Here is a 12,758-nt window from a genome sequence, read left to right on the forward strand (position 1 = left end):
GCGGCGCGCTATCAACATTGTTCAAGAATGAACCGTCCCAGCGACTTCGTAAAGGGGCCAGAACCACACAACGACTTGATCATGATATCTGGTCACGGCAGCTGACATTTGCCACACAATCGCGTCGGATTTTTGTTGATTGATCCGTCAATAAAAAATAATCTTGCCCCAACGGACCGGAGCAAAGATGCCGAAAATCGGAATGGAGCCGCTGCGCCGCAGGGCGCTGATCGACGCGACGATCTCGGCGATCGGCGAGCGCGGTTCGCTTGATGTGACGATGTCGGAAATCGCTGGGCGCGCCGGGGTGTCCTCGGCGCTCGCCCATCACTATTTCGGCGCCAAGGACGAACTTTTGCTGGCGACGATGCGGCACATCCTGGCCGAGTTGACCGCCGACATGCGGCGCGCGCTTCGATCGGCCAGCACGCCACGCCAGCGCGTTTCGGCGGTGGTCGCGGTCAATTTCTCCGACGCTCAGTTCCAGCCGGAAACGATAGCCGCCTGGCTCGCCTTCTATGTCGAGGCGCAAAAATCGCCAGCGCTGCGCCGGCTGCTCAAGGTCTATGCGCGACGCCTGCATTCCAATTTGTTGAGCGGGCTGACCGGCATCCTGCCGAGAAGCGAAGCCGACCGTGTCGCTGAGGCGACAGCGGCGCTGATCGACGGGCTCTACATCAGGCGCGCGCTGAAGGACGGCGTGCCCAATGCCGCGACCGCGATCGCGCTGATCGAGGACTATCTCGAAACGAAACTCGGCCAGCGGAGCGCGCAGTGACGTCGAAGCGACCCAATTTTCTGATCGTCATGGTCGATCAACTCAACGGCACATTGTTCCCGGATGGGCCGGCGGACTTCCTGCATGCGCCGCATCTGAAGGCGTTGGCGGCTCGTTCGGCGCGCTTCAAGAACAATTACACCGCCTCGCCGCTCTGCGCGCCGGGCCGTGCGGCGTTCATGAGCGGCCAGTTGCCGTCGCGCACCGAGGTCTATGACAATGCCGCCGAATTCGCCTCGTCGATCCCGACCTATGCGCATCATCTGCGTACCGCCGGCTACCACACCTGCCTGTCCGGGAAGATGCATTTCGTCGGGCCGGATCAGTTGCATGGCTTCGAGGAGCGGCTGACCACTGACATTTATCCGGCCGATTTCGGTTGGACGCCGGATTATCGCAAGCCCGGCGAGCGGATCGACTGGTGGTATCACAATCTCGGTTCGGTGGCCGGCGCCGGTGTCGCCGAGATCACCAACCAGATGGAATATGACGACGAAGTCGCTTTTCACGCGGTGCAGAAGCTTTATGATTTCGCCCGCGTCTCGGACGATGCCGCGCACCGGCCGTGGTGCCTGACCGTCTCCTTCACCCATCCGCACGACCCCTATGTCGCGCGCCGGCGCTACTGGGATCTCTACGAGGATTGCCCGGCGCTCGAGCCGGAAGTCGGCTTCATCCCCTATGACGAACAGGATCTGCATTCGCGGCGGCTTTACCGCGCCAGCGACTATGACAGTTTCGACATCACCGGCGAGCAGATCCGCCGCGCGCGGCGCGGCTATTTCGCCAGCATCTCTTATCTCGACGACAAGGTCGGCGAACTGCTGTCGGTGCTCGAGCGCACGCGGATGCTCGACGACACGATCATCCTGTTCTGCTCCGATCACGGCGACATGCTCGGCGAGCGCGGCCTGTGGTTCAAGATGTGCTTTTTCGAGGGCTCGGCGCGGGTGCCGCTGATGATCGCCGGAAAAGACACTTCGGCCATCCTGATCGACGCACCGGTCTCCAATCTCGACGTCGTGCCGACGCTTTGCGACCTCGCCGGCATCGACATGAGCGCGATTGCTCCATGGACCGACGGCCAGTCGCTGCTGCCGCTGCTCGACGGCAAGACGCGCACTGAACCTGTGCTGATGGAATATGCGGCCGAAGGCTCCAACGCGCCGATGGTGGCGATCCGCGAGGGCCGTTACAAATTCATCCATTGCGAGATCGATCCGCCGCAACTGTTTGATCTTGAATCGGATCCGCGGGAATTGACCAACCTCGCCGCCGACCCGGCGCACGCGGCTTTGGTGGCTTCTTTCACCGATAAGGTCCGGGCGCGCTGGGACATGGCTGCCTTCGATGCCGCCGTACGCGCCAGCCAGGCGCGCCGCTGGGTGGTCTATCCGGCGCTGCGCAACGGCACGCATTACCCCTGGGAATTCCAGCCGCTGCAGAAGGCCTCGGAACGTTACATGCGCAACCACATGAACCTCGACCTGCTCGAAGAGCAGAAGCGCTTTCCGCGAGGCGAATGATGACAACCCTCGTCCCCTCCCTCGATCACCTCAAACAGGCGTATGCCGTCACCGCCAAGGCGACGCAGATCACGCCGCTGCTGGAGTCGGCGGCCTTGGCCAGGGAGACCGGCGCCTTGCGCGTCTTCGTCAAGCCGGAGTCGCTGCAATGGGCCGGTTCCTTCAAGGTGCGCGGCGCCTATTGGCGGCTGAAGCGGCTTTCGCCCGATGAAGCCAGGAAGGGCGTCGTCGCCTATTCCTCCGGCAATTTTGGGCAAGGGCTGGCCGCCACCGGCCAGGCGCTGGGCATTCCAGTGACCATCGTCATGCCGATCGACGCGCCGGCCGCCAAGCGCGACGCAACGACCGGCTATGGCGCGCGCGTGGTGCTGACCGACCATGGCGAGCGCGCGCGTGAGGAGGTTGCCGCCGCCACGGCGCGAGAGATCGCCGAGACCGAGGGGCTGGCGCTGCTGCATCCGTTCGATGACCCCGAGATCGTCGCCGGCCAGGCTGGTGCCGGGCTGGAGGCACTCGAGCAACTCGATGCCAGGAATGCCAGCGCCGATCTGCTGTTCTGCGCGGTCGGCGGCGGCGGGCTGATCGGCGGCGTTTCGCTGGCTTTCCACTATCTGTCGCCGGCGACCGAGATCATTGGCGTCGAGCCGGAAGGTTTCGACGGCATGGGCGCGTCGCTGGCGCATGGCGTCATCGAAACCATGCCGATCGGGCCGAAATCGATATGCGACGGGCTGATGGCGCGCAGGCCCGGCGACGCGCCGTTCGCGGCGGTCAGGACCGCGGGCGTTCGCGGCATCACCGTCGACGATCAATCGGTGCGCGGCGCGATGCGCGTCGCCTTCGAACGGTTGAAGCTGGTGCTGGAACCTTCGGGCGCTGCATCGCTCGCGGCGCTGCTCGGCGGCAAGGTGGATGTGAGCGGCAAGACCGTGCTCGTGGTGGCAACCGGCGGCAATGTCTCGCTCACCGATTTCATGACGCATATGAACGATGGGCGCATATGAACCATGCTTGAGGCGGATTTCGTCATCATCGGCGCCGGCTCGGCCGGCTCGGCCATGGCCTACCGGCTGTCGGAGGATGGCAAATATTCGGTGATCGTCATCGAATTTGGCGGCAGCGACATCGGGCCGCTGATCCAGATGCCGTCGGCGCTGTCGATCCCGCTCAATATGAGCCTCTACGACTGGGGTTTTGCCAGCGAGCCGGAGCCGCATCTCGGCGGCCGTGTGCTGGCGACGCCGCGCGGCAAGGTCATCGGCGGCTCGTCCTCGATCAACGGCATGGTCTATGTACGCGGTCACGCCCGCGATTTCGACCATTGGGCCGAACAGGGCGCGGCTGGCTGGGGGTTTGCCGACGTGCTCCCCTACTTCAAGCGCATGGAGGACGCCAACGGCGGCGAGAATGGCTGGCGCGGCCACGGCGGCCCGCTGACCGTGCAGCGCGGCTCAAGGACGAATCCACTCTACGGCGCCTTCGTCGAGGCAGGCCGTCAGGCCGGCTTCGTGCTGACCGACGACTACAACGGCGCGAAGCAGGAAGGCTTTGGTCCGATGGAGCAGACCATTCGCGGCGGCCGCCGCTGGTCGGCGGCGAGTGCCTATCTCAGGCCGGCGCTGAGGCGGAAAAATGTAAGCCTGGTCAAGGGCTTCGCCCGACGGGTGATCATCGAGAATCAACGCGCCACCGGTGTCGAGATCGAAGTGCGCAGACGGATTCAGGTGATCAAGGCGCGACGTGAAGTGATCGTTGCCGCCTCCTCGATCAATTCGCCCAAGATCCTGATGCTGTCCGGCATCGGCCCGGCCCAACATCTGAGGGAATACGGCATTCCGGTGGTCGCCGACCGGCCCGGCGTCGGCCGCAACCTGCAGGACCATATGGAGCTCTACATCCAGCAGGAATCGACGCAGCCGATCACGCTGAATTCGGTGCTGAACCCGTTCTCCAAGGCGCTGATCGGCGCGCAATGGCTGTTCTTCAAGTCGGGCCTTGGTGCAACCAACCATTTCGAGGCGGCCGCCTTCGTGCGCTCGCGCGCCGGCGTCGACTATCCCGACATCCAGTATCACTTCATCCCGGCGGCGGTCCGCTATGACGGCAAGGCGGCGGCGAAAGCGCATGGTTTCCAGGCGCATGTCGGGCCGATGCGATCGAAGTCGCGCGGTTCCGTCACGCTGCGCTCGCCCGATCCCGGCTCGAAGCCGGTGATCCGTTTCAACTACATGTCGCATCCGGACGACTGGATCGAGTTCCGCCACTGCATCCGGCTGACGCGCGAGATCTTCGGCCAGTCGGCCTTCGATGCCTATCGCGGCAAGGAGATCTCGCCGGGCTCGCACGTGCAGTCGGACGACGATCTCGATGCCTTCATCCGCGATCACGCCGAAAGCGCCTACCACCCTTGCGGCACTTGCAAGATGGGCCGCAAGGATGATCCGATGAGCGTCGTCGATCCGCAATGCCGTGTCATCGGCGTCGACGGGCTGCGGATCGCCGATTCTTCGATCTTCCCGCGCGTCACCAACGGCAATCTCAACGCGCCCTCAATCATGACCGGCGAAAAGGCCGCCGACCACATTCTCGGCCGCACGCCGCTGGCGCCGTCCAACCAGGAACCATGGATCAATCCGCGCTGGCAGGTGTCGGATCGATAGAACGACGTTCGTCCATTCGGACGCACAAGCGCTCTATCGCTTTTTTAGTCCTCGCATCGTGCTTTCCGAAAATCGATTCCGATTTTCGGGCCGATGCGATAAGCGATGATCCGGCGGTGTCTGCCCGCCGGTCGCATCGAAAGACAATTTGGAGAAGGTCCCATGCGCGCCCAGCCAAAGGCATCGCACTATGTCAACGGACGCTACATCGACGATGAGCAAGGTGCGCCGCTGCCGGTCATCTATCCGGCAACCGGCGAGACCATCGCGATGCTGCGTTCGGCGACGCCGAACGTGCTGGAACTGGCGATCGAAGCAGCGCGTGCAGCACAACCGGCCTGGGCGCGGCTGAAGCCGGTCGAGCGCGGGCGCATCCTGCGCCGCGCCGCCGACATATTGCGCGTGCGCAACGCCGACCTGGCGCGCATCGAGACGCTGGATACCGGCAAGGCGATCCAGGAGACGCTGGTGGCGGACGCGCCATCGGCAGCCGACTGCCTCGAATATTTCGGCGGCGCGGTCGCTGCCTATAATGGCGAGTCCGTCGATCTCGGCGGCGCCTTTGCCTATACAAGGCGCGAGGCGCTGGGCGTCTGCGTCGGCATCGGCGCCTGGAACTACCCGATCCAGATCGCCGGCTGGAAATCGGCGCCGGCACTCGCCATGGGCAACGCCATGGTGTTCAAGCCGTCGGAGAACACGCCGCTGTCGGCGCTGGCGCTCGCCGAAATCTACACCGAGGCCGGCCTGCCCGATGGGCTGTTCAACGTCGTGCAGGGCTATGGCGATGTCGGCGCCGGCCTCGTCGGCCACGATGTCGTCGCCAAGGTTTCGGTGACCGGCTCGGTGCCGACCGGCCGCAAGGTGCTGTCGCTCGCCGGCTCGAAGATGAAGCATGCCACCATGGAGCTTGGCGGCAAGTCGCCGCTGATCATCTTCGACGATGCCGATCTCGAAAATGCCATCGGCGGCGCCATGCTCGGCAATTTCTATTCGACCGGCCAGATCTGCTCCAACGGCACGCGGGTCTTCGTGCAGAAGGGCATCCACGACCGTTTCGTCGAACGACTCGTCGAGCGGACCAAGAAAATCCGTATCGGCGATCCGCTCGACCAGGAAACGCAGATGGGACCGCTGGTCTCCAAGGCGCAGCATGAAAAGGTCATCGGCTATATCGAGGCCGGCAAGCAGGATGGCGCTGTGCTCGCCTGCGGCGGCAATGTACCTTCGCTGCAAGGTTTCCAAGGCGGCTTCTTCGTCGAGCCGACGGTCTTCACCGGCGTCACCGACACGATGCGCATCGCGCGCGAGGAGATTTTCGGGCCTGTCATGAGCGTGCTGAAATTCGACGGTGAGGACGAGGTGATCGAGCGCGCCAACGATACCGAATTTGGCCTTGCCGCCGGCGTGTTCACGCGCGACCTGCCGCGCGCCCACCGCGTCATCGCCGAGTTGCAGGCCGGCACCTGCTGGATCAACGCCTACAACCTGACGCCCGTCGAAATTCCCTTCGGCGGCTTCAAGCAGTCGGGAATCGGGCGAGAAAACTCGCTTGCGGCGTTGGCACTCTATTCGCAGTTGAAGTCGGTCTATGTCGAGACCGGGGATGTGGCGAGCCCCTATTGAGGCTCACCGGCGCCGCCGACCAGAGACCTTAGCCAGAGAACTTAGAACGTCTGGTTGTAGGCGCCGACCTCAGGGCTGCGGCGCAGCACCGCATCGACGGCTTCGAACATCTGCCGGCGCCGTTCGGACGACACCGGGCTCTCCACCACGACGACAAGCTCCGGCTTGTTCGACGACGCCCGCACCAGGCCCCAGGTGCCGTCCTCGGCAACGACGCGAACGCCATTGACGGTGATCAGCTCGGCGATCTTCTGGCCGGCGAAGATGGCGCCGTCATGCTTCATGGCTTGAAAGTCGGAAACGACCCGCTCGACCACGCCATATTTCAGCTCGTCGGCGCAGTGCGGCGACATGGTCGGCGTGCCGAAAGTCAGCGGCAGGTCGCGATAGAGATCGGCCATGCTGCTTGTCGGGCTGCGATCCAGCATCTCGCAGATGGCGATGGCTGTGATCAGACCATCATCATAGCCGCGCCCGATCGGCGGGTTGAAGAAGAAATGACCGGATTTCTCGAAACCGGCGATGGCGCCAAGCTCGGCCACGCGCCGCTTTATATAGGAGTGGCCGGTCTTCCAATAATCGGTGACGGCGCCATCGGCGCGCAGCGCGGCGTCGGTATTGAACAATCCGGTCGACTTGACGTCGACGACGAAGGTCGAGCCTGGATGCAGGCGCGCAATGTCGCGCGCGAGCATGACGCCGACCTTGTCGGCGAAGATCTCGTTGCCTTCATTGTCGACCACGCCGCAGCGGTCGCCATCGCCGTCGAAGCCAAGCCCGACATCTGCTCCTGTCTCCAGCACCTTGTCGCGGATCGCGTGCAGCATCTTCATGTCTTCGGGATTGGGGTTGTAATTCGGAAACTTATGATCGAGCTCGACATCGAGCGGGATCACCTCGCAGCCGATCCGTTCCAGCGCTTCAGGTGCAAAAGCGCCGGCAGTGCCGTTGCCGCAGGCGGCGACCACCTTGAGCTTTCTCGCTATGCGCTTGTCGCGGGTCAGGTCGTCGAGATAGATCTTGCGGAAATCCGCAACGAAGTCATAGGAGCCGCCGCCGACCAGGTCGAAGTCGCCGGCAAGCACGATCGCCTTCAATGCGCTCATTTCCTCCGGACCGAAAGTCAGCGGACGCGCCGCCCCCATCTTGACGCCGCTCCAGCCGTTCTCGTTGTGCGAGGCGGTGACCATGGCGACAGACGGCGTGTCGAGCGCGAACTGGGCGAAATAAGCCATCGGCGATAGCGCCAACCCGATATCCCTAACCCGCGCGCCGGCGGCCATCAGCCCGGAAACCAGCGCCAGCTTGATCGCCAGCGAATAGGAGCGGAAATCATGCCCGGTCACGATGTCCGGCCCGGCGCCCAAACGCCGGATCAGCGTGCCGAGCCCCATGCCGAGCGCCTGGACACCGATCAGGTTGAGCTCAGGTGGCTTTGCAGAGCCCGGATGGCCGAACCACCAGCGCGCATCATACTCACGAAAGCCGGACGCCTTGATCAGCGCCGAGGTTTCAAACTCGAAAGTGTTGGGAAGGGCTTCGCTAACAATCTTCAGGGACAAGACAGCAACTCCAAGCGGCTGGATTCAGAGTGGTTTCAACGCAGGTGGCCATGCCTATAACACGAGCCGTTAAGCGGTGTTTATCCCGCAGGGAACTGAAACCTGTATGACGTTAGAGCGAAACGGCAAGAAATGCGACAGAAGCGCTGCCATTGGCGCTTGCAGGAACGAAGTACGGCGGCTATAAGCCCGCGGTCTGGTCACGGAGTGTAGCGCAGCCTGGTAGCGCACATCGTTCGGGACGATGGGGTCGCAGGTTCAAATCCTGCCACTCCGACCAGAAAAAACAATGGGTTAGGCATCCCGAATACTGCCTGCCCCACAGATATCCCCACTGAAAAGATGGAAAAGTATCTAGGCTGCTCGATGGAGCTGGCAGACGCATAACTATTTAACTGCGACACGCTATTGCTGCCATTTCACCCGCCAACCCCAGGTCGGCTGTTCCGGCACATACCCACTCGCGATTTTGCAGAACCTGAGGCCGCGCCATCTAAACTATGTCTGCTTCGCGCACCATTGGCGCTGTGCCCGGGACTTAGGCGGATCGGACACCGCCGGCACCGGCGAATCGTCCAACGATCTTGCCCAGCGTTCGCAGCGTCCAGGCCAGCGGCGCCAGAACCATCCTCAGCAGAGAAGCCAGGACAAGACAGAGTATAAGGTAGGCCGCAAAGGCGCCGAGCCAGGCCGGGAGACCTGCTTGTTCGGCTATCCAACCGGCCGCGTTTGTCAGAAGGTGAGGTCGCGTGATCGCCACATAGGGAAGTGCGACGACGGCGGCGACACCGGCTGCGGTACCGACGGCGGAAAGCGATTGGAACGCACCTTTGCCTGCAGCCCTCAGATGTGCGATCCGCACAGTTCCGCGACCAGCTGCGGCCACCGGTGCCCTCGCAACCCGCAATGCCTTGGCTGCGGCGCCCATGCCCCCGACGACGATTGCCGCATCGAAGGCCGCCCAACCCATCTCGTCCCAGGTCGGAAGCCGCTCGCCGCGGGTGATCACCCCTTCCAGGTCGGAAACGCCGCCCAGGACTATGTTCTTCGCACCAAGCAGCGTGCGGGTGAACTGTCTGCGGACTGCTGTTCCGTCAACGATCTCGAACTCCGACAGCATCTCATGCCCGCGATCCTTGAGCTCGCGAATGGCAACAAGCCCATATTGCTCCGGCGAAATCTCGGCGAGGCCGAATCCCACCTGCCGGTCGTCCCACAGGCTCGAGAGGCCCTGACCGATGGTTTCCTGCAACAAGTACTGCGACGATCCATTCTTCACGAAGTAAGCAATCACCGGCACGACCGGATGGCCGAGACGGTCGAAAACCTCCACGAAATCCGCATCCTCGCCATAGACGAGGAACACTCTGGCTGCATCGTCGCCATATTTCGCCGCTGCCTCATGCCAGCCGAGCCCGCCTGCCGCGCAGGCTGCAAGAACCCATGGCCGAGCCTGCTCCACAGCTTTGCTGCTGAGCTGGCAACGGGTGTCGTCCCGGCGAACTTCCTCCGCCAGCGCGGCTCGCATGACGTCATCCTCGAAGTGATGGGGCTCCAGCCATTCCCATCTGAGCGTCAGGACGATCGCCACAACGAGTGAGGCTGCTAGCAGATATCTCATTCTCAAGGGGGCATCCTCCCGCAGTCATGTCATGCCAAGACGTGCCGAAGCTATCAGCCAATCCCGATGAAGCGACCGTTAGTTCTGGGATGTGGTGGAAATTTGCTGGAGGGTGCGCCGACAGCGGACGTTCCGTTTTCCACCAAACCTCGGCCGTTCATGGTCATTTTGGGGCCGCAAGCGGACTGGCAGCTTTGGCCCTCGGATCTTCAATAGCTGACCTTCACGTCGGTGCGAGTAACGCCGTGACGTGCCCCCCTGCGGACGTTCGTGGCATCGCAGCGAACGTCCGGAATGTATGACAGCTGACGTTTGTTGTCAGATAGACAAATCTGAGCGAGCGGTAAGGAAGCTTGAAAAGGCAACCTACGTGCTGCTATTGGCCGGAGCACATGAGGCGACATGATCAGCTCAGTCCGTCGCCGCTCGTGGCTGCAAAGCCGATTGCCTGCACAGACGTACCGGCTCCCGCTTGTATTAGTCACGCATCTGGTGCCCTTGCCCGGACCCCGGCGCGCGGGGCTCAATCCTCCGGCAGGGTGAAGACCGCGCAGGGATCAGCGATACCGCGCAATAAGTGCTCGCCCAAAGGGATCAAAGCCGTTGTCGTCTCCGCCGCGACCGCGCCCGAGATGAGCACGCTGCGACCAAGGGGCCTGCATAGCCCTTCGAGCCGGCTGACCAGGTTGACCGCAGGGCCGATGGCAGTGAAGTCCAGCCGGTCGGCCGCGCCGATATTGCCCCACAGCATCTCACCGAGATGCAGTGCCGCGCCGAAGGGCAGCGGCGGCAGCCCCTCCGTCTGCCGCACCGCATCGAGATGGGCCATGCCGGCGCGGGCGGCGACAACAGCCCGCAGCGCCGCCTCGCAGGCCTCGGCCGGGGCGCCCGTGACCGGGAAAATCGCCAGCACACCGTCGCCGATGAACTTCAGCACCTCGCCCCCGAAAGCATGCACCGCCCCGGCGACGCGGTCGAACCAAGCGTCGAGGGCGGTGATCATCGCTGCGGGCTCCGTCGCCTCGGACAGGGCGGTGAAGTCACGCAGATCGGCACAGAGCAGCGCGGCGCGGATGGTCTCCCCGGTGCCGCGGCGCAGCGCGCCGGCCTGCACCCGGGCGGCACTGCGCCTGCCAAGATAGGCCTCGAGCAGCGCTGCCAGCGCCGCCCGCGCGGTCAGGGCGGCTAAGGGCGCTGCGGCGAAGCGCGCGGCCTGGCGCAGCCGGCCGGCCTCGGCGGGGCCGAATGGCCGGGTCCCTGCCCAGCCCAGCACCGGACTGTCCGGCTCCGGGCCGATCGTGTCCTCCTGCACAGGGCCAAGCTCGGCCAGCCAGTCGCGCCCGGCTTGGTTGAGCGGGCCGCCGGCGAAGCCCAGCGCCTCGATCACCGCCCCGGTCTCCGCCTGCCACAGCCAGGTGCGGCGGGCGATGATCGGATGCGGCACCGCGACCGTCAGAGCGCCCCCGGCCAACGGCAGGCCGTCGGCCAGCAGCCGGCCGCCGAGCTCGGCCAGGAACCAGTCAGAGCCGGGCGAAGAGCCGGCCTCGTCCAACAACCAGGCGAGTGGCGCGGGCAGATCCATGCCGCGATTATGCCACCGCGGCCACTAGCCTGTCATCCGCGCCGCGGGATGGCGCTTCTGCCTGTCATGTTGTCACGTGAGGACGCCCTCAACGGGACCGGACGGGACGTCGTTAAGGGCGTACTTAAGGGAGAGGTGACATTCAGGGCGAGCCATGGGACTGCCGCCGGCACAACTACTCCTTTACATAGACGCCATCCTCCAGACTCACGGTCCAATCCTCGATGAGGCAGCCTTCGACACCCCTGCGAGCGACGAGCGGAAAGAGTCAGTCCCTGCCATGCCAGGGGTCCGGCCCCGGTTCACGCCCGGCCGCAACCTCGGCCAGCCGGCCGAGGTAATGGGCCCAGCCTTCCGCATGGCCGGCGCATTGCTCGGCGTTAGGCAGGCCGGTGTGGGTCAGGCGCAGCAGCGTTCCGTCCGGCTGCTCGATCAGGTCGACCTCGATCAGGCTCGACCCCGGCGGCACCACCTCGCTGCCGTCCCAGCCAAAGCTGTAGGCCAGGCGGTGCACCGGCACCACCTCGCGGAAGGAGCCGCGAGCGCAGCGAGCCCCAGTGACATTGACGAGATAGAGCCCGCCAGGCTGCGGCTCGACCTCAGCCTCCGTTCCCATCCAGCGCAGGATTTTCTCCGGATCGGTCAGGAGGGCGAACACCGCGGCGGGCGGCGCCGGGATGTGCGTCTCGCGGCGGACGACGAGGGACTCTTGCATCGGTCTCTCCTACGGTTGCGATGACCTGCTCCGCCTGAGGCGGAGGATGGACGGGCGCCTTCTGTCCTAGTGTGGGAGGTCTTTTCTGACAGCATGTAGGCGGAAGATCGCCCTCAACAAGGTACCGCCCAAGCAGCTTGGCGAGAAGAAATCCGCACCCGGCTTGAGCGATTCCTGATCGACACGACCTGATTGTCGCCTAAGTCAGTCGCATTGGAGATCACTCCGACGCATCTCCCACGTTTAAGCGCTTCAATCGGCATTGTGGGTTTGACGCTGGCCTCCTGCGCCACGAGGTGCCTTCGGGCAGGCGCATCTGGAGGTGTGAGATCGCCTGCAATGTTGGATCTGACGCAATTGTGGTGCAGTTTGCCATCAGAAGGCACCTATCAGTCGGGCCTGAAGCAGGTCGATCTTCCCGCGCCCATACATTCGGCGGTAGCGGATCTGCTGGCTTCAGAAGCGCTCGAGGCGGTCCGAAAGCCTTGTTTATGGTCTGGAGGTTCCAGGACTCGATGCCGCCGACCCGCTCGATCGACTTCACGTGCTTGGCGAGCCGGGACGCGCGATCATGACTCGACGCCTCCGCTCTCGGAGCAGCTTTCCGTAGGTCCGCAAGGGGTCCGGATTGCGACTTTCGCTGCGTCCAGAGCATATGTCCGCTGCTGGCGCAACCGTGACCTCCGGT

9 protein-coding genes and 1 tRNA gene are annotated in these 12,758 nt (G+C 64.0%); 6 read left to right on the plus strand and 4 right to left on the minus strand.

From position 1 onward, the window contains the following. Positions 1–187 precede the first annotated feature (187 nt). From betI to betB, 5 genes are all read left to right on the plus strand, one after another. On the plus strand, positions 188–778 hold the full coding sequence (gene betI, locus AC0L2C_RS11045) for a choline-binding transcriptional repressor BetI (protein WP_091590338.1): 591 nt from the start codon (positions 188–190) through the stop codon (positions 776–778). Then, positions 775–2,304, plus strand: a complete 1,530-nt coding sequence (betC, locus tag AC0L2C_RS11050; RefSeq protein ID WP_473523365.1) for a choline-sulfatase — start codon at positions 775–777, stop codon at positions 2,302–2,304. The genes betI and betC overlap by 4 nt, the downstream gene beginning before the upstream one ends. After that, a complete protein-coding gene (locus tag AC0L2C_RS11055) occupies positions 2,301–3,308 on the plus strand; it encodes a threonine/serine dehydratase (protein ID WP_128168024.1) in 1,008 nt (335 codons plus the stop codon). Before betC ends, AC0L2C_RS11055 begins: the two co-directional genes overlap by 4 nt. A 3-nt stretch (positions 3,309–3,311) precedes the next feature. Continuing rightward, positions 3,312–4,964 carry a choline dehydrogenase gene (betA, locus tag AC0L2C_RS11060; protein ID WP_023800858.1) on the plus strand — a complete coding sequence of 551 codons (1,653 nt, stop codon included), beginning with the start codon at positions 3,312–3,314 and terminating at the stop codon, positions 4,962–4,964. Positions 4,965–5,126: 162 nt separating this feature from the next. Further along, the gene (gene betB, locus AC0L2C_RS11065; protein ID WP_287235164.1) at positions 5,127–6,590 is read left to right on the plus strand and encodes a betaine-aldehyde dehydrogenase; all 1,464 of its coding nucleotides are present in this window, start codon (positions 5,127–5,129) and stop codon (positions 6,588–6,590) included. A gap of 41 nt (positions 6,591–6,631) precedes the next feature. Here betB and AC0L2C_RS11070 read toward each other — a convergent pair whose 3' ends face one another. Next, positions 6,632–8,152 carry a phosphomannomutase/phosphoglucomutase gene (locus AC0L2C_RS11070; protein ID WP_023800860.1) on the minus strand — a complete coding sequence of 507 codons (1,521 nt, stop codon included), beginning with the start codon at positions 8,150–8,152 and terminating at the stop codon, positions 6,632–6,634. 203 nt (positions 8,153–8,355) lie between these two features. Here AC0L2C_RS11070 and AC0L2C_RS11075 point away from each other — a divergent pair. Beyond that, positions 8,356–8,432 (plus strand) — tRNA-Pro (locus tag AC0L2C_RS11075). Positions 8,433–8,690: 258 nt separating this feature from the next. Here the strand turns inward: AC0L2C_RS11075 and AC0L2C_RS11080 are convergent. The 3 genes from AC0L2C_RS11080 to AC0L2C_RS11090 form a co-directional block, all read right to left on the minus strand. Beyond that, positions 8,691–9,773: a hypothetical protein gene (locus AC0L2C_RS11080; RefSeq protein ID WP_473523366.1), complete on the minus strand. Its 1,083-nt coding sequence runs from the start codon at positions 9,771–9,773 to the stop codon at positions 8,691–8,693. A 523-nt stretch (positions 9,774–10,296) separates the two neighbouring features. Further along, positions 10,297–11,355, minus strand: a complete 1,059-nt coding sequence (locus AC0L2C_RS11085; protein WP_091590332.1) for an adenylate/guanylate cyclase domain-containing protein — start codon at positions 11,353–11,355, stop codon at positions 10,297–10,299. 268 nt (positions 11,356–11,623) lie between these two features. Further along, entirely contained in the window at positions 11,624–12,070 is a 447-nt protein-coding gene (locus AC0L2C_RS11090; protein ID WP_023801387.1) for an SRPBCC family protein, read from the minus strand. Positions 12,071–12,758 lie beyond the last annotated feature (688 nt).

The organism is Mesorhizobium sp. WSM4845 (assembly GCF_055811455.1).

Coding starts and splice junctions, on each gene's coding strand:
- betI (WP_091590338.1), top strand. CDS start 188: ATGCCGAAAATCGGAATGGAGCCGCTGCGCCGCAGGGCGCTGATCGAC.
- AC0L2C_RS11055 (WP_128168024.1), top strand. CDS start 2,301: ATGATGACAACCCTCGTCCCCTCCCTCGATCACCTCAAACAGGCGTAT.
- betA (WP_023800858.1), top strand. CDS start 3,312: ATGCTTGAGGCGGATTTCGTCATCATCGGCGCCGGCTCGGCCGGCTCG.
- betB (WP_287235164.1), top strand. CDS start 5,127: ATGCGCGCCCAGCCAAAGGCATCGCACTATGTCAACGGACGCTACATC.
- AC0L2C_RS11080 (WP_473523366.1), bottom strand. CDS start 9,773: ATGAGATATCTGCTAGCAGCCTCACTCGTTGTGGCGATCGTCCTGACG.
- AC0L2C_RS11085 (WP_091590332.1), bottom strand. CDS start 11,355: ATGGATCTGCCCGCGCCACTCGCCTGGTTGTTGGACGAGGCCGGCTCT.
- AC0L2C_RS11090 (WP_023801387.1), bottom strand. CDS start 12,070: ATGCAAGAGTCCCTCGTCGTCCGCCGCGAGACGCACATCCCGGCGCCG.